Origin of the sequence: Actibacterium sp. EMB200-NS6 (assembly GCF_001305615.1) — a bacterium.
In the GTDB taxonomy this organism is placed as follows: Bacteria; Pseudomonadota; Alphaproteobacteria; order Rhodobacterales; family Rhodobacteraceae; genus Actibacterium_A; species Actibacterium_A naphthalenivorans.
Map to the genome: position 1 here is coordinate 2,969,846 of NZ_CP010869.1, position 25,426 is coordinate 2,995,271.

The window sequence follows — 25,426 nt, forward strand, 5'->3', positions numbered from 1 at the left end:
GAGGGGTTTTGCCTGTGCGCCATAGTTCCGTCTCCGCCGATCAAGGATTCACAGAAACCAACGGTTTCCGCTTCTTCCATTTTCATAATCTGTGCTGTATCCATCATAGTCACTAACCCTCGGTTTTGATTGGAACAAATCCGACCCTTCATGCCAAGAACGCATCGGGGCAGGCATCTGTTTTTCCACTGATTTTTTGGAGTCGCGGCTTGGCGAAGCCGTCAAAACGGATCGGTGCGTTTCGTTATGCTATAAATAATAGACCAAAACACTCTGATTATAGCTTGACAAGTAATATTGTTTCACAATGCTTGCATATTCTTGAAATATTCCCTATATTTCGCATAGCAACGCACAAAATCAACAAGATGTTGCAGAGGTGTGTGTCCGAAACGAACAAGAATTCGAGGACACAAATGGCAAAAGCCGCGACAAATGGATTAGCTGGAAAAGTGCTGGGCGCAGGCCTTGCACTCTCGGCCGCATTCGCACCGAGTACCGCCAGTGCGCAAGACGTGGCCATGGCCGCACTTCCCGATGCGCCGCAGGAAACGGTCGATACGATCCTGTGTGAAACGGATCGCCAGTATTTTGCGAAAGATGGCTGGCGTCCGGAAACCGCCGATCTTCACTGCGCATCGACAGCGGCAAGTGAGTACGCCGAAAACAACCCCGGCGTAGGTGTGCTGATCCATGTTGGCGGTGATCTTCCAAATGATCGCTTCAAAACACCGGATGAATTCGGGCGCGCGGTGGTACACGCGTTCCAAAGTCGATATGGCGTGGATGCGGCCTATTTCTTGCGCCAGAACGACACACGCGCAACAGGCATCACATTTCATGTTGGTGAGTTTATCCACGGCGGAGACAACGGCACGGAAGTTAAAAATGTGAAAGAGGCGTTGGATGCAATGCCCGAAGTTGCCGGATTGCTTGAGTTGATCTGGAACGAAAAACTGGTGAATGCAGCGCAGCTTCAGGTGCCGACCGTCACACCAGGCGGTTAGACCTTCGCCGTAAGATCGAGTTTTACTTCGACGGTTCTATCTTGCTCAACCGGACTGCCTGTCTCGGCAGACGCGGTTTTGAACTGACTGCCAAAAACCGCGCTATTTGATGCAAGCTTTTCACTGGGCGGACCATCAAACGCGCCAAAGCCGTCCGCGTTCATCGAAATGCTTTCGTCACTATCAATCGGCGCATCACTCAGATCATCTTGGCTATCGCTTGCATCTGCGACAAATTCGGCCGTCGCCGAAAGTGCGCCAATTCCTTGTGCCTTTGCATATGACGCGTCGGCCTCGGCTCTTACTTCAGTACGGACGGTATCAAGCTCGTCCGCCGCGCGAGCATCCCACTCCCGAACCCGATCAACTAAACCGTCCCGTTCAACTTCAAGGATACTTTTCTGCGCCTTGAGAGCTCCAACTTCATTTGAAAAACGATCGGCCTGACTGCCCAAAATCGCAACCAATACATCCTGGGAGTTCTCGCTGTCCTTATCAAACTTCCGTCCTGTACGCTTTTCCCATTCACGGACAGCGTCCGCAACCTCAGGGCGGGCGAGTGCTTCATCAACATCGATATCGCCATCCAAGAGAGCCTGAGCGGTTTCATTCAGGCGATCAATCTTGTCTTTTAGTGCATCAATCTGACGCTGCAAGCCATCGATTTCGGCATCCAGAGCACCGATTTGGTCGAGGAGTGCGCGAAGCTCTTGATCTTGCTGTTCGCGTTTACGCTTCTTCTCTTCACGTTCTTGATTCTGCTTGACCGCCGTTACCCCGTCAACGCCGCGCAGGCCTCCCCCCACCTCGGCAGCCGTGCCCATGTCCATAAGAACCTGAATTCCGCGAAGATCGCCTTCCTGTGAGTTCTTGGCATACGGGGTTGCTGGCTGGCTCGCAGGTGCGTCACCACCGCGAGCAGGAAATGTCAGTACCTGCGCCTCGTGCGTGAACTCGCCGAGCGATTGTGTCGTTTGAAATTGCGACTTGAGGCCGCTTTCTTCCCCGATAATACGCATTAAAATATATCCCCACACTTCCCCGCAAACCTCTTTTAATCGGGTGCGTTCGGTGCGCTTGAAATATATTATCGGTAATAATCATTAAAATTTGGTTATTATGGAAAACATTGCATTTATCTAAAATGCCATCTATCTGGGCTGTCTCAAACCGTCGGGGATAGTAAGGCTTCGCATTCGCTCTCTGATGTAGCGGAGGTGTGAGAGTCGAATGGTGTCGTCACGACCCATCACGAGTTGCTTCAGCCTATACTCCGTCAAATCGGTTGGTGCTGCGCTGTCGTTCAACCTCAAACGCCGACTCGAGTTACTGCGCGCTGAGAGTATGCTCCGCATCTCGTGGCGCAGATCGTCATCTATGAGAAGCAATTGATTTGGGTGGGCATCTTTGGAAATCATCGGTTCGTACGTTATGCCAGTGTACGCGGCCAAAATGGCACTTAGACCATCTTCATGTGCCGTGGTAGAGTGCCCCGATATCCAGTTTCCAATCATGTGTGATTTCAGTTTGGATTGCGGGCTTAGTAGGTCAATTGATCTCGCATAAAGAAAAATCGCACTTGCGCCCAGGCCGGTTCGCACCTTTTCGGAGGCGAGTTGGTCTCTTTGCTCCTTCGTGATTTCGATGCGGGATGTATTCTTCGGCGGCATCAGACTATTATAGCTCGGATCAGCGGCGGGGCACATATTCTCGCCGAGGCATGGGATTCCATGCACAGATTTTTTTGATCGCGAGCCAGGTAAGGAAGCTGTGGCGCTTACTCGGCTTGGATTGGTTGTACCGGTTTGATGCCGTTCCATTTGACAACATTTACTTCAGAAACGGAGGCACACTAGGGAACGTGACTGCTTTAAGTTTGCGGCCGTACGAGTGCGGCTGAGCTTTAGTTAGAACTGCATTGCGACCAACAGCGGCTTGGTATCAGAGGGAAAAATCTTCTTCGCTCGGGGCGATTGCCGCCTCTAGCTCGCGGCGGAGGCCTTGCTGGTAGGACGTAAGACTACCCTGTTCTTTCTCTAGAGCGTCCAACTCGTTTTTCACGCCCATCAACTGCTCAACAGCACGATCTGCCGCCTGAACGAACTTTTTCCTGTAGTCTACATCAATTAATACAGTCATCTATCTACTCGCTTGCGATACCTTGCAGCTCCCACGAGACGCGGTGTGCAGGACCTATGCTCAACTAACTGTATTGTCAACCGTGAGGCTCCAACACACCAGCTATACGTTAGCAATATAATGTTGCTATTCTGCCACACTTCGATCATGAGAGTCAACTATGGATATGCGAACCATTCCACGCGGGTAATTATCAGCGCGGCGATTTAGGAAGAGTTAATGCAAGACACGGTAGGTTCATACGTTGCATCGCTGTTGTTGCAGCAAAGCCAAAGTAGCACCACGCAAGATTCACTCTCAATTTGGTATCCCACTGATCTGTTTTTGGTAACAGCCTCGTTGTTAGATGCAGCCGGAGCGTACGCCCATTTCGACCCCGATCCGGACTCAGATGCTATCAGGGATGGTTTTCCGAGGTTCACGTTGTCACCAACCATCCGCGAAGGTTTATGCCGCCTAGGCAAGAAGTGGAACTCCGAGGGAAAGACGACCATACCAAGTGAGATATCCAAGAAGTGGGCAGCCTTCTTGGAGGCCTACCGCAATCACCCCATGCGACCGACCACAAAATTCATCTCCCCACCAACATGGTGGAGTGCATGCTATGAACTATTTGTGATCGCGGACGAAGCGTGTGAAGGATTGGGCTCGCCGAACGAAGGGCAGCCAAGCCTCTGGAAGACTGCCGTGCATCATCAAAAAATACTGTCTAGAAAGCAGAGCAGCTCTCAACTTGATGATGAAGGTTTCGATGTCTCAGCAGGTAGCTCGCCTACATTCTCAGTCAACTGCAACGGCGGTTTTGCTAACGTGTTCCCTAAGACTAGAGTTTCAACGGCTGGATGCTCACATCGGAACTTTTCTAGGAATGTAGCACTTCTGCCCAAAACCGGCAATGTTAGATGTCATTGGCATCTTCCTTCGGAGCCGCTGGCCGATGACAAAGAGAAACCTATTGATATTTTAATTATCCCGTATCCCTTTGAGATTCCCGCGCTAGCGTTCAGAAGCGCCCAGGACCCAAAGGAAAGCATGCATCGCGGCGACGACAGCAAGAGAGGTGGTTGGGCCAACTTCAAGATAATTCAGACATGGCTTACCGAGCCAGAAAAATTAATTGACCTTGTCGCCGGGCTAGCCAGAAGTGCAAAAAAGGACGTCGATAGTTTAAATGGTGTGGTTTTTCCAGAGTACTCTCTCAGCTTTGATATTTTCTTGAAGCTATGCGAAGAACTCAAACGAGTTGAACCATGCTTGGAATTTGTCGTTGCGGGTAGCAGCAATAACTGTGATTCTAGGGGCGAGTCTAACGGAAATCACGTTTTAACTTGTGTATGGCACAAGTTAGAGTCTGATTCAGACGAAGAGCTTGTTGAAGCCAGTTCTAGTGACTCTGAAGCCTCGCAGTCAAAACCAAAGAGGCGGGAAGCTGATCGAAGAGCCATCTTGAGCAGCAGAAAGAAGCACCATAGGTGGATGCTAACCCCTAGCCAACTATCTGATTATGCGATCACTTCGTCCCTAGACCCTCGAGTAAACTGGTGGGAAACTCACAACATTGGCCAGCGGGAAATGCACTTCTTTCCCTTTCGGAAGAACTCCACCTTTACATCAATGATTTGTGAAGATTTGGCACGAAGCGACCCATGTCATGAAGTACTTAGGAGCATCGGTCCCAATTTGGTTTTCGTTCTCCTTATGGATGGTCCGCAACTCGTCAATAGGTGGTCCGCAAGATACGCATGCTCTTTGAGTGACGACCCCGGCTGCTCGGTACTCACACTTACCAGTTTTGGATTGATAGAGCGATCTAACAGAACGCAAGCTCACAAACCTCAACGAGCAATTGCCTTTTTTTCAAGTCCATTTGGACAGACATCACTTTACTTGCCGAATGATAACGCAAAGGCTTTGCTCATCACTCTGACGGGAGAAGAAGAGTCTCATCGTTCTACCATTGACGGACGCATTGACAATAATTCGCGAGCCTGGCGTCTCACGAGCACGCAGCCTGTATATGAAATATGCGGCACCTAATGCAGCGCTGCAAGCCCAAGGTATTTGCCGCAGGTTGAACACATGAAACCGGATTCAAATAGCAGCTAGCCGATTCGCGCTGTTGATATTTCCAAGTGTCCAGTGCTAGGATTTCTGCTGGATGGAGATGGGGATTCGATCAGTCTCAACACTGAATACAACAATGACATAAATGAAATTCCACACCGCCTATCACCAATGTTGGAATTCCGTTCCAAATGAAGTCTAGGTAAGGGTGTTCAACTGGCAAAGTCGAGTGTGAACATCGCTGCGACCGATCTTTCAGCTACCAGTTATGCAGCGTCATTGCGATACTGAGCCAAGTCGATATCTCTCACCCGCAAGATGTGCGGTGTACTACACCGCAATCTTGGCAAGGGAGCCCGCTGCGCGCTCCCGTTGCATCCCTCCGGCCTTGGCTCTTCCAGGGTGTTGAACCCATTCCAGAGCCAGCAGACCGTATCGCCGGTCAAACACTCGCAGGGCTTGGAGACGTCCCTCTCCACCTGCACCGAACCATGGATCAGGAGGCTATCGCACCCCCTTGAAACCCACTCACGGGAGATTTCGCTCTCCCTGCACCCAACGACTTGGCGGGCGTTCCTGCCCCCAAGACCCCTGACCATTTCATGGAGACGATTTCATCGAGACCAACCCTGCGCGGTTTGGATGCCGATCAGGTCTTTCTCAACCCGATACCCACGACCAACCTTGCGCAGGTTGGAGCCGCGCCAGCGTGACGCTGGACACCGAATCTTGTCATGTGGTCCTGTGGATAAGTCATCGGCATGCATCAAAGCGGATGCACCCACCAGATGTGCCTGCTAGTGTTGAGACAAGCAACAACACCTAAGAGGCAGGGGACGCATTGTACGAGAATGCATTTAACAAGATCGAACGAGACCTTCGCGCAGAAGAAGGCATCGCTAACGAGCTGGATTACGTGGAACAGACCTCTTGGGTTCTTTTCCTGAAATACCTGCACGACCTCGAAGCCGAGCGCAGTGATCGCGCCGAACTCGACGGCGAAGACTACACCCCGATCATTGACGGTGAGTACCGCTGGGACAAATGGGCCGCACCGAAAAAAGACGGCGAGTTTGACCACAACTCTGCTCGCATCGGCGACGACCTGATCAAATTCGTCGATCAGGTGCTATTCCCATACCTCGCATCTTTCCGTCAATCCGCGACAAGCCCGCAGACGATCCAATACAAGATCGGCGAGGTCTTCACGGAACTCCGCAACAAGTTCCGCTCCGGCTACATCCTGCGTGACGTGCTCGAAGCCGTAGACGGCCTGTCCTTCAACACCCAGGCCGAACGGCACGAGCTTTCCCAGCTTTACGAAACTCGCATCCGCCGCATGGGCAACGCGGGCCGCAACGGGGGCGAATACTACACGCCGCGTCCACTCATCCGCGCCATGATCAAGGTAACGGCCCCCAAGATCGGCGAGACGATCTATGACGGCGCGGTCGGTTCGGCAGGCTTCCTCTGCGAGGCCTATGACTACCTGCGCACTGACAAGCTCTCCGCCTCCGAATACGAAACCCTGCAAACCAAGACCTTCTTCGGGCAGGAGAAGAAGGGGCTCGCCTACATCATCGGGATCATGAACATGGTCCTGCACGGGATAGAGGCCCCGAACCTGATCCACTCCAACACGCTCAATGAGAACGTGATGGATATTCAGGAGAAGGACCGCCACGACATCATCCTCGCCAATCCCCCCTTCGGCGGCGGCGAGCGGCGCGAGGTGCAGCAGAACTTCCCGATCCGCACAGGCGAGACGGCCTATCTGTTCCTGCAACACTTCATCCGCAAGCTGAAGGCAGGCGGGCGCGCCGCCGTGGTGATCAAGAATACCTTCCTCAGCAACACCGACAACGCCTCCGTCGCGCTGCGCAAGGAATTGCTGGAAGCGGCGGAGCTGCATACCATCCTCGATTGTCCAGGCGGCACCTTCCAGGGCGCGGGCGTCAAGACCGTGGTGCTGTTCTTCGAGAAAGGCGCACCGACGCGGGACATCTGGTATTACCAGCTTGATCCGGGGCGCAGCATGGGCAAGACCAACCCGCTGAACGACGACGACCTTGCCGAGTTTATCGAGCTGCAACGCACCCGTTCGAACGGGCTAAAAAGCTGGATCGTGAACCGCGCCGATCTGGACGAGAATACCTACGATTTGTCGGTCAAGAACCCCAATGCGCCTGAGGCCGAGGCGCTACGCAGCCCCGAAGAGATCATCGCCGACATACTTGCGCGGGATGCCGAGATGGCGCAAATCCTCGAAGACATTCGGGGGATGTTGTGAAGGATTTGACTGCCGCGAATTGGGAACGAGTAAAGCTTGGCGAACTCTGCAAGATTGCTCGTGGCGGCTCGCCGAGGCCCATTAAGAAATTCATCACCACTGATCCAGAGGGTGTCAATTGGATCAAGATCGGTGACGCTCAGGTCGGTGGCCGCTTCATTGAAAGCACGAAAGAGAAGATCACTAGGGACGGTATTTCTCGCTCGCGGTTTGTAGAGCCAGGGGCATTCCTCTTGTCAAACTCAATGAGTTTTGGCCGACCATACATTCTAAAGACAAGCGGGTGTATCCACGATGGATGGCTCGTCCTAGAGCCAGACTACAAGCGCGTTCATCAAGACTTTCTATACCATATCCTAGGCGCTCCCGAGACATTTCAACAGTTCGACTCTTTGGCCGCTGGTTCAACTGTTAGAAACCTTAACATTGGACTCGTTGAAAGCGTTTCCATCCCCCTCCCTCCACTCGAAGAACAACAGCGGATTGTTGCGGTTCTGGACGAGGCCTTCGAGGGCCTGGCCCGCGCCCGCGCCCACGCCGAAGCCAACCTCCAAAATGCGCAGGAGCTGTTTGAGAGTATCAAGGCAGATGAGCTTGCATCCTCGGGATCGGATCGCGAGGAAGTCATTCTCTCGGAAGTTGCCGACATCACTTCTGGTCTCGTTGATCCGCGCGAGGATGAATATGCCGACCTGCTGCATCTCGGCGCAGGAAACATGATTACAGGGACGGACGAGCTCGTTGATGTGAAAACGGCTCGTGAAGAGAAGTTGAAGTCAGGGAAGTATCGCTTTGACGAAAAGACCGTCCTTTACAGCAAAATCAGGCCTTATTTAAGAAAGGCCGCTAGACCAGATTTCCAAGGTCTTTGCAGCGCGGACGTTTATCCGTTGACGCCCAGGCCCGATAGGCTGGACAGGGATTTCCTGTTTCATCTCCTATTGGGGAACGATTTCACAGAGTATGCGATTTCAGGTTCGGATCGCGCGGGGATGCCAAAAGTAAACCGAAACCACATGTTCGCATATCGTTTCGAGCTTCCGCCGCTGGAGGCTCAAAGACGCATAGCAACTGTGATCGACGAAGCGCATATTTCGTGCAGTACTTTGGTCGAATTGGCTAAACAGAAGCTCCACGACCTTGATGACCTCCGCCAGTCCCTTTTGAAGAAAGCCTTTGCGGGCGAATTAACATGACGTAACGAGTAAAGAAGATGAGCATTCACGACGAAACCGAAGCCGATACCCGCGCCGAGCGCATAGACCCCGTCCTTGCGGCGGCGGGTTGGGGTCAGAACGGCTCGAAGGTTCGGCGTGAAGTCATCTGCCCTGGGCGCATCCAGTCAGGCGGTACGCGAGGCAAAGGGCTCTCTGCCGATTACGTCCTGATTCACAAAGGCCAGAAGCTCGCCGTTCTGGAAGCCAAGCGCGCAGGCGTCAGCCACAGGAGCGGCGTGGGGCAAGCCAAGGACTACGCCACCCGCTTGGGGTCACGCTACGCCTACGCCTCGAACGGGCTGAACTGGTATCAGATCGACATGGCGAATGGGGCCGAGGGCGACATGGACTTGCCCTTTCCGACACCCGATGAGCTGTGGGACCGCACCTTTGCCGATCACAACGACTGGCGCGAGCGTTTCGGGGCGGTGGATTTCGAAACCGACGGCGGCAAGTGGGAGCTGCGCTACTACCAGCACAAGGCCGTCAACGCCGCGCTTGAGGCCCTCGCCAAGGGTGACCGCCGCATCCTTCTGACACTCGCAACAGGCACGGGCAAAACCTCCATCGCCTTCCAGATCGCGTGGAAGCTGTTCCAGGCGAAATGGAACCTCACAGGCGAGCCCGTACGCCGTCCGCGCATCCTGTTCCTCGCCGACCGCAACATCCTCGCCGATCAGGCCTACAACGCCTTTTCGGCCTTCCCGAATGATGCGGTGACAAGGATCGACCCCGACACGATCCGCAAGAACCGTGGCAGGCCGCCGAAAAATGCCAGCCTGTTCTTCACAATCTTTCAGACCTTCATGACTGGCGAGGGCGAGCCCGTATACACGCAGTACCCACCCGACTTCTTCGACTTCATCGTGATCGATGAATGTCACCGAGGCGGCGCGAAGGACGAAAGCGAGTGGCGGCGCTTGCTGGAGTATTTCGAGCCTGCTGCGCAGCTTGGCCTGACAGCTACGCCCAAGCGCAAACACAACGCCGACACCTACGCCTATTTCGGTGAACCGATTTACACCTACGCGCTCCGCGACGGCATCGAGGACGGATTCCTGACGCCATTCAAGGTGCGCCAGATGGCGAGCACTATTGATGAATACGTCTATGATGGAAGCGACGACCTGATCGCGGGTGCTGTTGAAGAGGGGGAAGCCTTCACCGAAGGCGACTTCAACACGCGGATCATCATTGAAGAGCGAGAGCTCAGCCGCGTGAAGGAATTCATGAGCCAGATTGATCAGCGTCAAAAGACGTTGGTTTTTTGTGCCACCCAAGATCATGCGGCGCTTGTGCGTGACCTGATCAATCAGGTGAAGGGCAGCACCAATCCGAACTATTGTCACCGGGTCACTGCCGACGACGGCACAGTCGGTGAACAGCACCTTCGTGATTTCCAAGATAACGATAAAACGATCCCGACTGTACTGACAACCTCGCAGAAACTCTCGACAGGCGTTGATGCTCGAAACATCCGCCACATTGTCTTGATGCGTCCGATCCGCTCTATGATCGAGTTTAAGCAGATCATCGGGCGCGGGACACGCACCTATGAAGGCAAAGACTTCTTCACAATCTGGGATTTTGTGAAGGCGCACGAGAATTTCAACGATCCCGAATGGGACGGTGAGCCGCTTGAACCCGAGGAACCCAAGGGGCCACGCACACCACCTACCGGACCGGAACCAGGCCCGGAAGAACCGCCAGGCGGTGGTGAAGGCCCTGAACCTCCGCAGGAAAAAATCGTAGTGAAGCTTTCAGACGGCAGCGTGCGCAGGATCAAGTACATCGCATCCACAACTTACTGGAGCCCCGAAGGAAAACCGATTTCAGCGCAAGAATTCCTGGAGCGGCTGTTCGGTGATCTGGCGGGCATCGTAGCAGACGAAGACCAACTCCGCGCTGTCTGGAGCGACCCTGACAACCGCGAGCGCTTCTTGGAGCAGCTTTCTGATCGGGGGTATGATCGTGACCGCCTTGATGACATCCGCAGGCTTGTCGACGCACCCGACAGCGATCTGTTCGATGTGCTTAGTTACATCCTGTTCACCAATCCGCCGAAGACGAGAAACGAGCGCGCCGACAACGTTCGACGGGATGGTTTAGGTCAAACGGCAGAAGAAACAAAGGCACTGCTCCTGGCCATTCTTGCGGCCTATGAAGAACGGGGCGAGAGCGAACTAAGAACAAAGAAACTAGGTACATTCCTGACTGCGCGATACGGCAGCGTGAGTGAGGGTAAGGCGAAGCTGGGCGGGCTTGATGCGATCAAGACCGCTTTTCGTGAAATGCAGGGAACGCTTTATAGCGACTAAAGCGCCAAGGGTAATGATACTGTATGGTAATTGAAGGACGATACTTAGATGAAATACTCAGAAAGCTCTATGGGGAGCTTACGAATAGTACGGATACCTTCGAGGCCAGCAAGGGTAAGGGGCAGGATTTACTTGGGCAGAAGATTGTCCTGAAAGACCCCCGCGCAAGGATAAGTGCGACAGCGACACGCGGTATGCTCATCTCTGCTCTTGCGGAGTTTTGCTGGTACATGAGCGGAAGCGCCGACCTCGACTTTATTCGCTTCTATCTAAAAGACTATCCCCCGAAAGATGCGACTGGCTCCATTCAAGAAGCGTATGGTCCACGCCTTAAAGGAACAGGCGAGTTTGGCTACAATATCGACCAGATAAATCGAGTAATTGAGAAGCTGCGAAAGAAACCTGATACGCGCCGCGCTGCTATCACGCTTCTCGAGTCCTCAGATCTAGAACCCAGCCAGAAAGAAGCCCCCTGCACAATCAGCCTACAGTTTATTCGAAGGCGCGAGCGTCTGCACCTCGTGGCAATGATGCGCTCAAACGATGCTTATCTCGGATTTCCTCACGATGTCTTTTGCTTCACGATGATACAAGAACTTGTGGCGCGTTCTCTTGAAATCAGGGTTGGCGACTACCATCATTTCGCAACGAGCTTGCACCTGTATGAAAACGATCAGGAATCTGTGGCAGCCTATCTGGGCGAGGGGTTTCAGAATCCAGTGTTTGCTATGCCGAAGATGCCTTCGGGATGTCAGATGGATAACCTCGCGGACTTTTTGGAAGTAGAGCGTGCCATTCGTCAGGGGAAGATTTCCGACGCAAGACAGATTTCACTGCCCCAGTACTGGCGCGATCTTTCTTTGGTTCTTCTAAGGTGCGCGGACTCGCGTTATAAGAGAGGAACCAAGGTTCGCGAAGATAACTTCGCGCAGATCGGCGACCCATTTTATCGTAATTTTTTCATCAAGCGCCCACAGATTCTACCGAAAGGTGACGCGAAAGTGTTGGTGCAAGATAAACTTGATTTAGGCGAAGAGCAGTCCAATGCGAATTAAAGATCAAGCTAGAACCAATCAAATTTCTACACAGCTCGATTATTTTTCGGCCAACCAAATTCCTCTGGTTGGCATGAACAACGCCAGCCGTAAATCTACCCTAATCGCACAGATCATCGATAGCATTCGGCGAACAGAGTATTTGCTTCAAATCTCGATCCGCTCAAGCTCTGCCAGTTTATACACACCTTACTCAGGGAGTTTTCAACCTTTGGCTGGTGCGGCAGCCCTGCACAAGGCAGGTCAAATTGATGAAGCCTACTGGCTTGTTTACCTGGCGACACATTTCGGGAAGCACAAGCATGACGGTTGGAACCTAACCGAAGACATCTATGGCAGGTTCGGGCAAGGAGGCGTTTGGGATTGGAACGCCGTCAGCCAGAACCCGCAGGCGATAGCCAACTGGCTTCAAGCCAACTATCCCCATGTCACAAGTGCCGGCAGATCAAGGCGTTTTGGAAACCATCGAAAGTATGAAACCTTGAAGCCCGGACCGAAAGGCACTGGACACGCCGTGGCCACTTACATTGAGTGGATCAATGCTCATGGCTCACATGCCGCGCTCATACAAAGCGCTCAGGCGAGTGTTGGTCAGAACCCACAAGAGGTTTTCGCATTTCTCTATAAAGACCTGAACAATGTCGCCAAGATGGGCAGGCTTGGGAAGTTCGATTTGCTTTGCAATCTCAGCAATCTACAGATCGCACCGATCTTTCCAGACAAGGGGTATATCAAAGAAGCTACCGGACCGAAATCAGGGGCACAGTTGCTGTTCGGAAATGCGCTCAACGTATCTCAACTGGAGGACGCTTGCGTCGATTTGGCGACGCATTTGAACGTGAGCGCTCAAGTCATTGAGGATTCACTGTGCAATTGGCAGAAGAGTCCCGATAACTATATCTATTTCAATGGCTAGTTTACCCAACGATATCGCCGTTTGAGGTGCTGCATTTGATTGAAGCCAATGATCCTGGCGTGTTGAAGCTGACCGACAATCAAACCGGGAGCGATACCGATCTTCTTGGCAAAATCTATGATGAGCGACTTTGATGAGGCGAGCCCGAAAAGCTCTTCCTGGTGCATCATGGGGACAATTACATGAGATGCGAATTCATTGGCTTCGCTCTCGCATTCTTCTTCCTGCAGGTCCGAGTTTTCGAGGATTGGCATTTTGTCAAAGTGCAAAAGTAGGTGGCCGATCTCATGAAACAGCGAGAACCAGAACTGATCATCGGATAAGTACCTAAAGCTCAACTGGATATGCGGTGTGTCGTCAGCCAATATCCTTACCGCACCGCTAGCCGAGCATCCTTTTGGCGCTCTTACGATTGCGAATTTTACACCGGCTCTGGCCAGTCCCTCTTTGAGCTTGGGCAAGAACAGCGAAGGGCTCTTATACCAAGTCAGCCGTCGAAACCCGTCGAGTTCACGCCTAAGCTGTTCGGGCGACCATTCGGCAACCTCGTCGGCTTGTGTTTCTATTTCACCTTGGCGGAGCCATGCTGTTGTTGCGATTTCACAGGAGGCATAGGCCGTCGCGCGGCGGTAAGCTGCGCCGCGAAACGCGTTCTCGTATCGCCCCTGCCACTGCGCTATCGTCGACACACCGAAAAACTCCATACTTTCGGCAATCTTATCCTCCCGGCTCCTGACATTTTCAATCCAGCCGAATTTCTTCATGTCAGCCAGGGGCAATGTGCTGATTAGGTCTTCGAAGCTGTTTACGCTGACCTTCTCCGGTAGCTCCATGCTGGCACGATAGTCATGCTCCCGTGCCATCCAGAAACTCTCGGAAGCGCCAAAGACGTCCGTGAGTTGCCTTGCCAATTGGACATCAATCGCATGCTTGCCGTCCAACAGCTTTTGGGTGACACTTTTCGTGTGACCGATACGTTCGGCAAAATCTTCAACGGTCAGTTCGTTCTGTTCCAAAAGAGAAATTATTGTATGGCCGGGTGGTGATACCCAATCCGGCTTCTCCATTAATTCATTACCTGACATCGTTGATCCCCATGAGCTTGACCCGAGCGACTGTTGACCAGTCATATTGTGATCCATCCACCAAGGCTGGATAGTTTGGCACCATCTGGATTGAAAGAAGGCTTGGCATTTCCAAAGTGCATCGATTTGCATCGATTAAAACCTGACCGACCAGGAGCTCGTGGACACTGCTCGCGGCCTGAATATCTGAATGCCGTGCCTGTAAAGATGCTGCCGCCTCCTCACCCAAATATTGTATAGCAGTCGGTGTGCGAAAGCAAATCTCCTGAAGCAGTTCTGAATTGTACGAAATCAACAAATGGCTCTCTCTTTTTCTTTATTATTAATAGATTAGCCAATGACCAAGGGTCAAGCATCGCATGGTCCAAATCTGTGTACTGTCCTCAGTGTCACCTCAACGTGAGCCATGCTTAAAGGCAAGGCAAAATTCAGATTTTGGCGCACCCTTTGCGGGTCGGGCTGTCGTGAACCGAGCCCGCCTTTGGCGGTCTCGGCCCTGCGGCTTCCATCCCTTGCGCAGCTATAGCCAGCCGTGAACGGCTGACACTTTTTCCTTTCATTGGGGCCTTGCAGGCCCGTCCTCCGTCAAGACCAAGCCCCTTTGCTATGGCTTCGGGCGCAGCCAGCGGTCTCCCCGTCCTTCCGCACTTCGTTTGTGCAGGACGGGCGATCCCCCTCCGCTGTCTGCGGTCTGTGACGGTCTCCCCCCGCTCATTGGCGCGGGCCTAGTCCGGTTGCATGCGCAACCGACTACCCGACGAAAGGGGAAAGCCAATGAAAACCGATATTTATGAAAGAGTGACCAACAAGATTATTGCCGATCTGGAGCAGGGCGAGCTGACTTGGCTCAAGCCTTGGAGCAGCGGCAACCTTGAAGGCAAGATTACCAAGCCCCTGCGGCACAATGGCGTGCCCTATAACGGCATCAACATCCTGATGCTGTGGGGCGCAGCCGTGGAGTCGGGGTATCTCTCCCCGTTCTGGATGACCTTCAAACAGGCCAAGGAGCTTGGCGCGCATGTGAAGAAAGGCGAGCGCGGTAATCTGGTGGTCTATGCCAACACCATCACCAAGACCGAAGAGCAGGACGACAGCAGCGAGGAAGAACGCAAAATCCCCTTCATGAAGGGATACAGCGTGTTCAATGTCGAGCAGATCGAAGGCTTGCCCGAGCACTACTATGCCACGCCCGAACCTGTGATTGATCCGGCCACGCGCATCGATCACGCCGAAGAGTTTTTCGGGCATGTCGGCGCGGATATCCGCCATGGTGGGAACAGCGCTCATTATGCGGGCGGTAGCGATCATGTGCAGATGCCGATATTTGAGAGCTTCCGCAGCCCCGAAGCCTACTACGCGACCCTTGCCCATGAACTGACGCATTGGACCAAGCACAAGAGCCGCCTTGATCGTGAATTCGGGCGCAAGCGTTGGGGCGATGAAGGCTACGCGCGCGAAGAGCTGGTCGCCGAGCTGGGCGCAGCGTTCCTGTGCGCCGATCTCGAGCTGACCCCCGAACCCGGCACCGATCACGCCGCCTATATTCAAAGCTGGCTGAAAGTGCTGAAGGATGACAAGCGGGCGATTTTCAACGCTGCCTCCCATGCGCAGCGTGCGGCGGATTTCCTGCACGGATGCCAGCCGATGGTCGAGGCGGACAGCAAGGAAGAAGTCGCCGCATAGAGACAAAGTTCAATGAAAATCTTTTGGCTGGCGATTTCGCCAGCCAAAGTCACTCTGCTTTCTCATTAGTCCGCATTTCTTTATCTATATGCGCGACGATACGTATTGCGGTATCAAGGGCATCCTGCAAATAAGGTTTATCGAATTGGACAAGCTTCTTTCCGTCCTTGGTTTCACCATTTCTATGCACACAATCATGGCGTAGCGCTGCATAATCCCGAAGTGCCGCCAAATCAGCATCAGTAGGCGTTAGTCTAAACCCAAAGGCCATCGCGTACCACAACACAACACCCTCTGGTTTTTCCTTGCCGCCTTTGTCCTTCTTTCCGCTGCCGAACTGGTGATAGAGCCGGTTCTTTAGATTATATTCAATCCAGTTTTGCACTGCATTTGGGTCACGCAGGACACTAGAAGCGGCTATACTTGCATCTTTGATTGCACCGTCCTTCTCCGAGAATGAAACAAGTAAAGCTGGATGTTCTCGCAAACCCTTGATCAAATTGTCGCAGAAATAGGCTTCGAGGAATGTCAATATCTGCGCAAATATCATGCGGTTGATCAATGCTCCCCCAGATTCGCAGGCCTGCGCTTTGATGATTTCACGCAGTTCGTCGGCGTTCAGGTCAAATACATCTTTCGGATGCTCGGGTATCTCCCAGTCATCCAACCATTCTTCCGGCGGCCTATCATAGCCCGGCGGATCGCAACTGACATGGGTGCTTTCGTACTCTCGAATCGTCATATCGCAATGGGCCGGTCCTGCCCAAACATCGGCAGAAAATAAATTTTCGCATCCCTCGCAATACAACTCGGCTTCACCTTCGGAGGTCATTTCGCTGGACTTTTCGGCCATATAATTTGGCTCGGGCACATCAACATCCTGATGGTTATCATGTCCGCAAGCAGGACAAGTAAACTGTACTCTCGACACCCACCTTTGAGCATTCAGGACATTGTCGATCATATAGTCTTTCATTCGTCCCATCTTCGGAGGCCTCGTCTTTTTCAACTGCAAATGTGTCGATCCAAAAGAAGCTTAATCTAGGTGAATTAGCTTGCAAAGACAACAGTTTATGAGTGGAGTGCGGCTGACCGATAGGCCAGCCGCGAGCCCGTTAATGACCTGGCGAGCGTGTTGCCAGTTCATCTTCGATATTGCGCATGCTCTGAAGAGCATCATAGCGCTCCGCGCTACTGCGCGGCGCTGCGCAAAAGGCGTTGAATGCTTCGGCCAACAGGCCGTGCAATTCTGCTGTGCTTCGGGATGCCGCTTCAAATCGTGAAACGAGTTTCATCGCTATCCTCCTTTTGTTTCAAGGAGGCCCCGAACCGCTCAGGGCCTTTCGGCCTCGCACACATCATCCATGGCCCATGAAGGCCCTGATGGATCGGGATAGACTCTCTTGGATTAGTTGGAGAACAGCGTTTGAAGCACGCCGCTACCGGTTTGACGAGCGTGACCGCAGCCACGGCTGACACGCATTCGGAACGAGCGGCACGAAGCTGTCATGCCGATGGGCACGCGCCCGTGCGCTCAGTGCGGCGCGATCTTGTTCAAAGCATTGCGTTTATTATCGAAGGTGAAGTGGTGACACGCAGAAGGCCGGTGCGCTCGCGGAGGCGTTTGGTAGGCCTGCGCGTTTTTCGAGGCGGCACTGATCATCCTTGCCTGTGGGGGCTTGCACCAAGAGCCCTTAAATCCCTGGCCGAATGCGGCTCAGCATTCAATGTCCTGCCCGCACCACCTGTCTTCGACAGCCGTGTCGAACATGAACCCTGATCCTTTGCCTTCGGCGCGACGGGAGGGCGTTAGCAAGCCAACCCAAGCAAAGGAGACAAACCATGGCACGCGAAAACACCAACCAGACCCAACCGCTCAACGCGCCCGATTACCTGGCGTGGCACGTCACCAACAAAAACGATAAATCCTTCTGGAACAAGGTCGGGGCCGTATGGGGGCACAAAGACGGGCGGGGCTACACCCTTCAGCTCGACACCTGTCCGATCAATGGCCGGATCGTCCTGCGCCTGCCGCTCGAAGACGCACCAGAGACCGCAAACGATGCGGGGCGCTCATGAGCGCCCCAGATACGGGCGGCTACGCTCCCGGTCATCCATGGTACTATCTGCTTGGCGGCGATATTTTACCACCGAAGGCTATCCGTATTGAGGCACGTCTCGCCGAGTACAAAGGATATAGGCAAGAGGAAATTTTGAACGCGGCTGCCAAGCCAGAACCACAGCGGTCAAAGTTTCTTCACAAAATTCGCGCAGAAGTGCAGCAGTCGTTGAAGGACAACATCTCGCGCTACCGCGAAGTCGCACGAGAACTTCATACTTATCGCCGAAGCCATTCACGAGAGCCGACCCCGAATTGCAGCGAATCCGTCCACATGTCGATGAGCCTGAAATACGCGCATATCTACAATGACTTCGCGCATCTTGACCTGCTGGATAGCCTGCCTCAGCAAGCCAGCTTGTTCGATCTGCTTTAGCGACCTGCGCCGCCAATATTGGCGGCGCTTTTTCTTGCTGTTAACGCTCAGGCTCCGGCCCTCTATCGGGAGGATCGCGCCTGTTCTCCCGCAGGCGGCGCAAGCGCTCTTGCGTCCGGTCCTCGTGACGCGCGGCTTCGGGGGTCTTTTCGCGGAGTTGATCGAGCCAAACCTTGTTTTGATCTTTTGGCGGTTGCAGCGATGGAGGGCGGGTCTGTTCGAAGGACGGCTTGGCTTTGGGCTCTTGACCGCGCTTCATCAAACGGTAGTGGGTCGCATCAAAATGAATCTCGCGCAGCGCCTGGGCGTGCCGCGCCCGCGCGGCCTTGATTTCATCTTGGAGCTTTTGGCGCTCTTGAAGCTGGGCATCGATGATCGTCTGCCGTTGATCCTGATCACGCCGCAGCGCCCACAGGGCTTCCATCTCGTTTTGCTTTTGTGCTTTGGCGCGTTGTCCGATCAAGCGATCCCAAAGCCCCTTCATACCTGTGCCCAGCCGTTCGGCCCGTTGCCGTGCCTCTTTTTCGGCTCGGGCTTTCTGTCCTGCATCAAGCTTGGCGCGTTCATCAAGATGGCCTTGCGCCAACTCTTGCCGCCGCTCATCGAGCTTCGCTTTGTCCTGATTGGCTTTGGCCCGCGCCTCATCTATATGCGATTTGAGACGCGGCAGGATATCTTCGCCGATCCGCTTGCGGGTGTCTTCGACGCTGCGTAGGCGTTCGGGCTGTCCAAGCCGCGATTTGAGGTCGTTAGCCTTGATGCCTGTCGCCCGCGCGATGGAGATGACTTCACCTTCGAACGTCACAGCGACATGACCGCGCCGATCAGCGCGCGCTAGGAAAAGCCCCCGCTCTTCGAGCGCATGCGAAAAGCTGTTCCGGCTGTCCGAGATCGCCCAGGCTTCCTGAATGTCGGCTTTGAGGTCTCCGGCATGCCGCCCGACGCGTTTGGCTTGCTGCCATTCGGTTAGGGTGAAGTTGCGGGGATCACGGTCCTTGTTGTTGGCAAAGCCTCTCGGCATCTGCCAGCCATGTTCCAGATAGAGTTGTTTGGAGACTTCCATCAGCTTATTCTTGAAGAAAGGAAGCGGCTTGGCCGTCATGGTTTCGGCATCGATCCGGCTCCACACAGCATGGCAGTGCCGCCGCCCCTCTTTCTCATGGAAAACGATCACACGGGGTTGTTCAGTTAGACCGTGTTTTTCTTCGATGGCCGCAATCGCCTGTTCGAAGGTCTCGATCCGAACGGATTCGGTCTCAGGCGGGTTGAGCGAGACCGAAAACAGAAACTGACGGCACTTCGTGCCTTTCGATACGGCTTCAGCTTCGCGGAGCGCACCGACGACATCATCGGTCATGAAGCCTCTGACATCATGGATTTCGACGTGCTCGTTCTCGGTTGTCTTCAAGAGATGAAGCCCGAGCTGCTTCGCACCGCCACGTTGAGAGCCTTTGAGGATCATGACGCCCCCGCATCGCTCCGCTGCCCGAGTGCGCGCAGCAGCTCTTCGCGCATCGCAGCAACGTCCGAGCAGGCGCTGCGGATGTCTTTTTCGGTTTCAGCCAGTACAGGCAGGGAGCCAATGTTCACAGCCTTGGCGAGTTGGTTGAGATTGTTGGCGATGCGCGAGCTTCCCAGCATAGCCAGAAGCTTTGCCAGGCTTGCATCATCCTTGACGGGCCGTCTCAGCTTTGAGCGGGCACGCTTGTGCGATGCACCATGCCCGTCGAAGAGTTTGCGCTTGATGTAGCTGCCAAGCGGCTCATCGCCTGCCAGTTCCTCCAAGCGGCTTCTTTCCTCGAAAGTCAGGCGCAGCGAGAATGGTGCGGGCTTCTTCTTTGCCTGCTTTCTCGCTATCGCATTGAATTTATTGCCTGATGTGCTCATCGTCGCACCTCAGATCGCTTGGATCATGTTGTGCGAGATGGGTTTCCCATTCGAGAAGGACGTCAAACAGAGAGTTCAAACTATCTCTCTGTAACTGCACCATCCCGCCTTTTCCGGAGAAAACGGAGCGCCCTGAACGGCAGGGGCATTTCTGTTGTTCCGGGCATGCGCGGCCTTGGCCCTGCCCGCCCGCTCCCCTAACATCACACGGCATCCGCGGGAGAGCCAGAAGTGCTGAAATTCATCGTCGTGTCGGATCTTCACCTCGTGCCGGAAGGCAAGCTCAGCCACGGGATCGACACGTCGGTCCGGCTGCGGATGGCGATCGAGCATATCAACGCGCATCACCACGACGCAGAATTCTGCATCCTCGCGGGCGATCTGGCCGATCATGGCGATCCCGCCGCCTATGCCCGCCTGTCCGAGATGCTGCCCGCGCTCCGGCTTCGCCCTGTTCTGACGCTTGGAAACCATGACGATCGCGGCAGCTTCGCCGATGTGTTCGGCGCGGGGTACCTTGCCGAAACCGGCTGTGCGGATCATGTGATCGACGCCGGCGGCTACCGCGTGCTGGTTCTGGATACGCTTGTGGAAGGCACCCATGAGGGCGCGCTGTCGGATGCGCAATATGATTGGCTGGCCAACCGGCTGGATGCGGCGCGGGGTCGCCCGGTCATCGTCGTTGTGCATCACGCCATCGCCGATCTCGGCGTGCCGACCGATTTCATCAATCTGCGCGACAAGCCGCGCTTCGCCGCCGCGCTGAACGCGCATGGCGATGTGCGTCAGGTGATCTCGGGCCATGTGCACATGTCTACGGCCGGCAGCTATCGCGGGATTCCGTTCACCACCATCTCGGGCTGCCACTACAATATCTTCCCGCAGCTGCACGGGCCGCTCGATTCCATCCCCCGGCTGGAGGGGCCGGGGCAGATCGGCGTGGTTCTGGCCACCGAAGACGGCGTCGTCGTGCATCACGAGAACTTTCTGGATCGCCACCCCCGCCAACCCCCGGAGCTTTTCCGCTGGGACCGCGACGGAGACTGACCCGCGATCAGGTCTTGAACAACCGGTAGATCGCCGGAATCACCAGCACCGTCAGCGCGGTCGAAGACGCCAGACCGAACAGGAGAGATATCGCCAGCCCCTGAAAGATCGGGTCGGCCAGAATCACCGCCGCGCCGATCATCGCCGCGATCGCGGTCAGCAGGATCGGCTTGAACCGCGTCGCCCCCGCCTCGATCAGCGTGTCGACACTGACCTTCCGACCGGGATCGGCATGGCGGATGAAATCCACCAGCAGGATCGAGTTGCGCACGATGATCCCCGCCAGCGCGATGAAGCCGATCATCGAGGTGGCCGAAAACGGCGCGCTGAACAGCCAGTGCCCCAGCATGATGCCCAGAAAGGTCAGCGGCACCGGCGTCAGCACCACCAGCGGCAGGCGGAACGATCCGAACTGCGCCACCACCAGAATGTAGATCCCCAGAAGCGCCACGCCAAAGGCCGCGCCCATGTCGCGGAACGTCACCCATGTGACCTCCCATTCGCCATCCCACAGAAGGGTCGGGGCGGCCTCGCTCTGCGGCTGGCCGTGCAGGCTGATCCGGGGCTTGTCCAGCCCGGCCCAATCCATCGCGTCCAGCTTTTCCCGCACCGCCATCATGCCGTAAAGCGGCGCTTCGAAATCCCCGGCCAGCTCGGCGGTGACCATCTCTGTAAAGCGGCCGTTGTGGCGGAAGATCGGGAAGGACGCGTACTCCTGCGTCAGCGTCACCACATCGCCCAGTTCCACCACCCCGCGCCCGCCGGGCAAGGCATTGGCGGGCACCGGCGTGGAGAGGGCGCGCTCGTCCATCACCCGGTCGGCCCTGTCGCGGCTCATCACGATGGGAATGGGCTGCCGCCCTTCGCCGCGATGGGAATAGCCCACCGTCGTCTCGCCGTTCAGCAGTTGCAGGGTTTGCAGCGCGTCGGCTTCCTGCACACGGAAGAAATCCAGATCGCCGGGCGAAAGTTCGGCCCGCAGGCGGCGCGGCCGGATGCCGAAACTGTCATCGACATCCACCACGAAGGGCACCTCTTCGAACGCGGCGCGCACCCGGGTCGCCACGGCGCGGCGGGTGTCGGGATCTGGGCCGTAAACCTCGGCCAGCAGCGTCGAAATGACCGGCGGGCCGGGGGGCGGCTCCACCACTTTCGTCGTGGTGCCGGGCGGCGCATCCATCTGCGCCTCCAGCATCCGCCGCAATTCCAGTGCGATGTCGTGGCTGGCGCGATTCCGTTCGCTCTTGGGTTTCAGGTTCAGTTGCACCTCGCCCAGTTCCGGCGTCTGGCGCTGGAAATAATGGCGCACGAGGCCGTTGAAGTTGAACGGCGCGGCGGTGCCCGCATGGGTCTGCGCCGAGACCACCTCGGCCAGTTGCAGCGCCACCCGCGCGGCATCCTGCGCCACCGCGTCGGTCGCCTCGGTCGAGGCGCCTTCGGGCAGGTCGATGACGATGGACAGTTCGGATTTGTTGTCGAAGGGCAGCAGCTTCACGGTCACGTCCCGCGTGTAAAGCGCGCCGAGCGATCCGAAGGAAAGCACCACGACCATCAGCAAAAACAGCGCGCTGGTCGATTTGCGCCGCAGCAGCGGGCGGGCGATTGCCGCATAAAACACGCCCGGCCGCCCCCCGGCCTGCGCCCCTTCGCCGTGATGCAACGGTGCGCGGCCCGCGATTTTCAGCATCAGCCAGGGCGTGATGATCACCGCCACGAAAAAGGAAAAGATCATCGCCGCCGAGGCGTTGGCTGGAATCGGGCTCATGTAGGGGCCCATCATGCCCGACACGAACAGCATCGGCAGCAGCGCGACCACCACCGTCAGCGTGGCGACGATGGTGGGGTTGCCCACCTCCGCCACCGCCGCCACGGCACCGTCCAGCCGCGTCTTGTGCGGGTCCTTCGCCCAGTGCCGCGCGATGTTCTCGATCACCACGATGGCGTCGTCCACCAGAATGCCGATGGAAAAGATCAGCGCGAACAGCGAGACGCGGTTCAGCGTGTAGCCCATGATATAGGCGGCAAACAGCGTGAGCAGAATCGTGACCGGGATCACCACGGCCACCACCAGCGCCTCGCGCCAGCCGATGGCGAACAGCACCAGCGCAACGATGGAAACGGTCGCCAGCCCGAGGTGGAACAGCAGTTCGTTGGCCTTTTCATTGGCGGTCTCGCCATAGTCGCGCGTCAACTCGACAGTGACGCTGTCGGGGATGGTGCGCCCCTCCATGAGATGCACCTGATGCAGGATGTTCTCGGCCACCAGCACGGCATTCGCCCCCGCCCGCTTGGCCAGCGCCAGGGTAACGGCGGGCGTGCGGAACACGGTGCCATCGGCATCGCGCCGCAGGCTGGCCACATGGTGTTCGTCCAGATCGGAGACAAAGCCGACTTCGGCCAGATCGCGTACATAAACGGTGCGCCCGTCCCGTGCCGCAACCTCCAGATTGCCGATTTCCTCGGGCGCTTTCAGGGTTTTGCCCAGAACCAGCCCGATCTGTTCGCCCGCGTCGCGCACCAGCCCGGCGGGGGCCGCACTGTTGGCGCCCTCGATCTTGCCGGCAAGCTGTTGCAGCGTGACACCGTAAAGCGCCAGCTTTTCGGGATCGGGCGCGATCCGCAGCGCCTCTTCGGTTCCGCCGACCATATAGGTCAGCCCGACATCCTCGATCTTGGCCAGTTCCACCTCGACCTCGCGCGCGATGCGGGTCAGGCCGGCGGCGGTCACCCCGCCCTGCCCCGGCGCCGGCGCGAAGGTCAGCGCGACGATGGCAACGTCATTGATACCGCGCCCCACCACAAGCGGCTGCGGGACGCCCTTGGGGATACGGTCGAGGTTCGACAATATCTTGTCGCGCACCCGCAGGATGGCCGTATCCGACGGCAGGCCGACCGTGAAGCGGGCGGTCACCATCACCTGATCGTCGCGGGTCGAGGAATAGACATGTTCGACCTCGTCGATACCCTTGACGATGGTCTCCAGCGGCTCGGTGATCAGCTTGACCGCATCCTCGGCGTTCAGCCCGGCGGCCTGCACATGGATGCCCACCAGCGGCACGGAAATCTGCGGCTCTTCCTCGCGCGGCAGGGCCATCAGCGCGATCAGGCCAACGGCCAGCGACGCCAGCAAGAACAGCGGCGTCAGCGGCGAGGCGATGAAGCCACGTGTCAGCCGCCCGGCGATGCCCAGCGGCACGCCCTGATCCGCGCGCTCACTCATCGCCGTGCACCACCTTGTCGCCCGCGCGCAGGCCCGACAGGATTTCCAGCCAGACCGCGCCGTCACGCATCGTTTCCTGGCCCGGAACGACGGCGCGCTGCACCGCGCCCGTGCTGGTCTCAACCGTCACGAAATCCAGGCCCGCGCGATGCGTCACCGCGTCCTTGGGCACCAGCAGAGCCTGGCGCGTACCGACAGGCAGGCGAACCGGCACGCGGCGGCCGACAAAACGGTCGTCGAGCCCGGCAACCTCGACATCGGCCAGAACCCGGCCGCCCTCGATCTGCGGATATACCTTGGCCAGCCGCCCGGTCTGGCCATCGCCATCAGTGCCGATGGCAATCTCGTCGCCCACCACCAGGGTTGCCGCGTGGCGCTCCGGCAGGGCCAGCCGCAGGAACACGCCGCCGCCACCGATCCGGGCGACCTCCTCTCCCGGCGTGATCACCGACCCGCGGGCCACCGGCACCGACAGCACGACCCCCGCCACGGGTGACAGCACCGCGCCCTCGGCCACCTGCTGTTCGATCACAAGCCGCTCGGCCTCGGCGCCCTTGATCTGGCCGTCCAGCACATCCACCGCCGTCTGCAACTGCTCCAGCCGCTGAACGGTGATCACGCCGCGCTCGCGCAGCGATTCGCCGCGCAGCAGATCCGCCCGCGCGGTGACAAGCTGGGTGCGCAACGATCCGAGTTGCGCGTCGATCGCATCGCGCTGAAAGGTCAGCTTGTCGTCCACCACCACGGCCACACGCGCGCCTGCCGTGACCATGTCTCCCGCCGTCACGTCCAGATCCACCACGGTGCCCCCGATCCGGGCCCGCGCCGGGATCAGGTCGCGCGGCTCGACCTCGCCATAGACCGCTTTCCATTCGGTGATGGCCTGCGGCCGCAGTTCGAGGATCTCCGCCCGGGCAACCGCCCCCGCGAAAACGGCGGCCAGAAAAAAAATCACTTTCAACATTGCCGGGCTCCTGCAAACTTCGGCCATAATTCCGGGTGG

20 protein-coding genes are annotated in these 25,426 nt (G+C 56.3%); 11 read left to right on the top strand and 9 right to left on the bottom strand.

Translation table 11 applies throughout. The features are described 5' to 3' along the window. Positions 1-416: 416 nt before the first annotated feature. Positions 417-1,007, top strand: a complete 591-nt coding sequence (locus TQ29_RS14435; protein WP_157445599.1) for a hypothetical protein — start codon at positions 417-419, stop codon at positions 1,005-1,007. On the opposite strand, the gene TQ29_RS14440 is transcribed toward TQ29_RS14435, so the two are convergent. After that, entirely contained in the window at positions 1,004-2,026 is a 1,023-nt protein-coding gene (locus TQ29_RS14440; protein ID WP_054539726.1) for a hypothetical protein, read from the bottom strand. The genes TQ29_RS14435 and TQ29_RS14440 overlap by 4 nt on opposite strands. A gap of 922 nt (positions 2,027-2,948) precedes the next feature. Beyond that, positions 2,949-3,146, bottom strand: a complete 198-nt coding sequence (locus TQ29_RS14450; protein WP_054539728.1) for a hypothetical protein — start codon at positions 3,144-3,146, stop codon at positions 2,949-2,951. 219 nt (positions 3,147-3,365) lie between these two features. Between TQ29_RS14450 and TQ29_RS20735 the strand changes: the two genes are divergently transcribed. The 6 genes from TQ29_RS20735 (at position 3,366) to TQ29_RS20745 (ending at position 13,006) form a co-directional block, all read left to right on the top strand. Next, a complete protein-coding gene (locus TQ29_RS20735; protein ID WP_157445600.1) occupies positions 3,366-5,183 on the top strand; it encodes a hypothetical protein in 1,818 nt (605 codons plus the stop codon). An 868-nt stretch (positions 5,184-6,051) separates the two neighbouring features. After that, positions 6,052-7,500 (top strand): N-6 DNA methylase, encoded by a 1,449-nt coding sequence (locus TQ29_RS14455; RefSeq protein WP_054539729.1) that lies wholly within the window; start codon positions 6,052-6,054, stop codon positions 7,498-7,500. Continuing rightward, the gene (locus tag TQ29_RS20910) at positions 7,497-8,696 is read left to right on the top strand and encodes a restriction endonuclease subunit S (RefSeq protein WP_082386665.1); all 1,200 of its coding nucleotides are present in this window, start codon (positions 7,497-7,499) and stop codon (positions 8,694-8,696) included. The genes TQ29_RS14455 and TQ29_RS20910 overlap by 4 nt, the downstream gene beginning before the upstream one ends. Before the next feature lie 17 nt (positions 8,697-8,713). Then, a complete protein-coding gene (gene hsdR, locus TQ29_RS14465) occupies positions 8,714-11,035 on the top strand; it encodes an EcoAI/FtnUII family type I restriction enzme subunit R (protein WP_054539731.1) in 2,322 nt (773 codons plus the stop codon). 23 nt (positions 11,036-11,058) lie between these two features. Further along, entirely contained in the window at positions 11,059-12,090 is a 1,032-nt protein-coding gene (locus TQ29_RS14470; protein WP_054539732.1) for a thymidylate synthase, read from the top strand. After that, positions 12,080-13,006, top strand: coding sequence for a hypothetical protein (locus TQ29_RS20745; protein ID WP_157445601.1), 927 nt, complete (start codon positions 12,080-12,082; stop codon positions 13,004-13,006). Before TQ29_RS14470 ends, TQ29_RS20745 begins: the two co-directional genes overlap by 11 nt. On the opposite strand, the gene TQ29_RS14480 is transcribed toward TQ29_RS20745, so the two are convergent. Further along, positions 13,003-14,091, bottom strand: a complete 1,089-nt coding sequence (locus TQ29_RS14480; RefSeq protein WP_162231832.1) for an ImmA/IrrE family metallo-endopeptidase — start codon at positions 14,089-14,091, stop codon at positions 13,003-13,005. The genes TQ29_RS20745 and TQ29_RS14480 overlap by 4 nt on opposite strands. 774 nt (positions 14,092-14,865) lie before the next feature. Between TQ29_RS14480 and TQ29_RS14485 the strand changes: the two genes are divergently transcribed. After that, positions 14,866-15,774 (top strand): ArdC family protein, encoded by a 909-nt coding sequence (locus TQ29_RS14485; RefSeq protein ID WP_054539735.1) that lies wholly within the window; start codon positions 14,866-14,868, stop codon positions 15,772-15,774. A gap of 49 nt (positions 15,775-15,823) precedes the next feature. Here the strand turns inward: TQ29_RS14485 and TQ29_RS14490 are convergent, their stop codons facing one another. Both TQ29_RS14490 and TQ29_RS20375 read right to left on the bottom strand, forming a co-directional pair. Then, positions 15,824-16,750 carry a hypothetical protein gene (locus TQ29_RS14490; protein ID WP_157445602.1) on the bottom strand — a complete coding sequence of 309 codons (927 nt, stop codon included), beginning with the start codon at positions 16,748-16,750 and terminating at the stop codon, positions 15,824-15,826. A gap of 139 nt (positions 16,751-16,889) precedes the next feature. Beyond that, positions 16,890-17,069, bottom strand: a complete 180-nt coding sequence (locus tag TQ29_RS20375) for a hypothetical protein (RefSeq protein ID WP_082386667.1) — start codon at positions 17,067-17,069, stop codon at positions 16,890-16,892. Positions 17,070-17,616: 547 nt separating this feature from the next. Between TQ29_RS20375 and TQ29_RS14495 the strand changes: the two genes are divergently transcribed. Next, complete coding sequence (locus TQ29_RS14495; protein ID WP_054539737.1) at positions 17,617-17,853, top strand: hypothetical protein; 237 nt, start codon at positions 17,617-17,619, stop codon at positions 17,851-17,853. After that, positions 17,850-18,269 (top strand): hypothetical protein, encoded by a 420-nt coding sequence (locus tag TQ29_RS20750; RefSeq protein ID WP_157445603.1) that lies wholly within the window; start codon positions 17,850-17,852, stop codon positions 18,267-18,269. The genes TQ29_RS14495 and TQ29_RS20750 overlap by 4 nt, the downstream gene beginning before the upstream one ends. A 40-nt stretch (positions 18,270-18,309) precedes the next feature. On the opposite strand, the gene TQ29_RS14500 is transcribed toward TQ29_RS20750, so the two are convergent. Both TQ29_RS14500 and mobC read right to left on the bottom strand, forming a co-directional pair. Beyond that, a complete protein-coding gene (locus tag TQ29_RS14500; protein ID WP_054539738.1) occupies positions 18,310-19,731 on the bottom strand; it encodes a relaxase/mobilization nuclease domain-containing protein in 1,422 nt (473 codons plus the stop codon). Further along, positions 19,728-20,156, bottom strand: a complete 429-nt coding sequence (mobC, locus tag TQ29_RS14505) for a plasmid mobilization relaxosome protein MobC (RefSeq protein ID WP_054539739.1) — start codon at positions 20,154-20,156, stop codon at positions 19,728-19,730. Before mobC ends, TQ29_RS14500 begins: the two co-directional genes overlap by 4 nt. Positions 20,157-20,387: 231 nt before the next feature. Between mobC and TQ29_RS14510 the strand changes: the two genes are divergently transcribed. Further along, positions 20,388-21,203: a metallophosphoesterase gene (locus tag TQ29_RS14510; RefSeq protein WP_054539740.1), complete on the top strand. Its 816-nt coding sequence runs from the start codon at positions 20,388-20,390 to the stop codon at positions 21,201-21,203. A 7-nt stretch (positions 21,204-21,210) separates the two neighbouring features. Here the strand turns inward: TQ29_RS14510 and TQ29_RS14515 are convergent, their stop codons facing one another. Then, positions 21,211-24,423 carry an efflux RND transporter permease subunit gene (locus TQ29_RS14515; protein WP_054539741.1) on the bottom strand — a complete coding sequence of 1,071 codons (3,213 nt, stop codon included), beginning with the start codon at positions 24,421-24,423 and terminating at the stop codon, positions 21,211-21,213. Then, positions 24,416-25,387 (bottom strand): efflux RND transporter periplasmic adaptor subunit, encoded by a 972-nt coding sequence (locus tag TQ29_RS14520; protein ID WP_054539742.1) that lies wholly within the window; start codon positions 25,385-25,387, stop codon positions 24,416-24,418. Before TQ29_RS14520 ends, TQ29_RS14515 begins: the two co-directional genes overlap by 8 nt. Positions 25,388-25,426: the final 39 nt, after the last annotated feature.

Coding starts and splice junctions, on each gene's coding strand:
- TQ29_RS14435 (WP_157445599.1), top strand. CDS start 417: ATGGCAAAAGCCGCGACAAATGGATTAGCTGGAAAAGTGCTGGGCGCA.
- TQ29_RS14440 (WP_054539726.1), bottom strand. CDS start 2,026: ATGCGTATTATCGGGGAAGAAAGCGGCCTCAAGTCGCAATTTCAAACG.
- TQ29_RS14450 (WP_054539728.1), bottom strand. CDS start 3,146: ATGACTGTATTAATTGATGTAGACTACAGGAAAAAGTTCGTTCAGGCG.
- TQ29_RS20735 (WP_157445600.1), top strand. CDS start 3,366: ATGCAAGACACGGTAGGTTCATACGTTGCATCGCTGTTGTTGCAGCAA.
- hsdR (WP_054539731.1), top strand. CDS start 8,714: ATGAGCATTCACGACGAAACCGAAGCCGATACCCGCGCCGAGCGCATA.
- TQ29_RS14470 (WP_054539732.1), top strand. CDS start 11,059: ATGGTAATTGAAGGACGATACTTAGATGAAATACTCAGAAAGCTCTAT.
- TQ29_RS20745 (WP_157445601.1), top strand. CDS start 12,080: ATGCGAATTAAAGATCAAGCTAGAACCAATCAAATTTCTACACAGCTC.
- TQ29_RS14480 (WP_162231832.1), bottom strand. CDS start 14,091: ATGTCAGGTAATGAATTAATGGAGAAGCCGGATTGGGTATCACCACCC.
- TQ29_RS14485 (WP_054539735.1), top strand. CDS start 14,866: ATGAAAACCGATATTTATGAAAGAGTGACCAACAAGATTATTGCCGAT.
- TQ29_RS14490 (WP_157445602.1), bottom strand. CDS start 16,750: ATGAAAGACTATATGATCGACAATGTCCTGAATGCTCAAAGGTGGGTG.
- TQ29_RS20375 (WP_082386667.1), bottom strand. CDS start 17,069: ATGAAACTCGTTTCACGATTTGAAGCGGCATCCCGAAGCACAGCAGAA.
- TQ29_RS14495 (WP_054539737.1), top strand. CDS start 17,617: ATGGCACGCGAAAACACCAACCAGACCCAACCGCTCAACGCGCCCGAT.
- TQ29_RS20750 (WP_157445603.1), top strand. CDS start 17,850: ATGAGCGCCCCAGATACGGGCGGCTACGCTCCCGGTCATCCATGGTAC.
- TQ29_RS14500 (WP_054539738.1), bottom strand. CDS start 19,731: ATGATCCTCAAAGGCTCTCAACGTGGCGGTGCGAAGCAGCTCGGGCTT.
- mobC (WP_054539739.1), bottom strand. CDS start 20,156: ATGAGCACATCAGGCAATAAATTCAATGCGATAGCGAGAAAGCAGGCA.
- TQ29_RS14515 (WP_054539741.1), bottom strand. CDS start 24,423: ATGAGTGAGCGCGCGGATCAGGGCGTGCCGCTGGGCATCGCCGGGCGG.
- TQ29_RS14520 (WP_054539742.1), bottom strand. CDS start 25,387: ATGTTGAAAGTGATTTTTTTTCTGGCCGCCGTTTTCGCGGGGGCGGTT.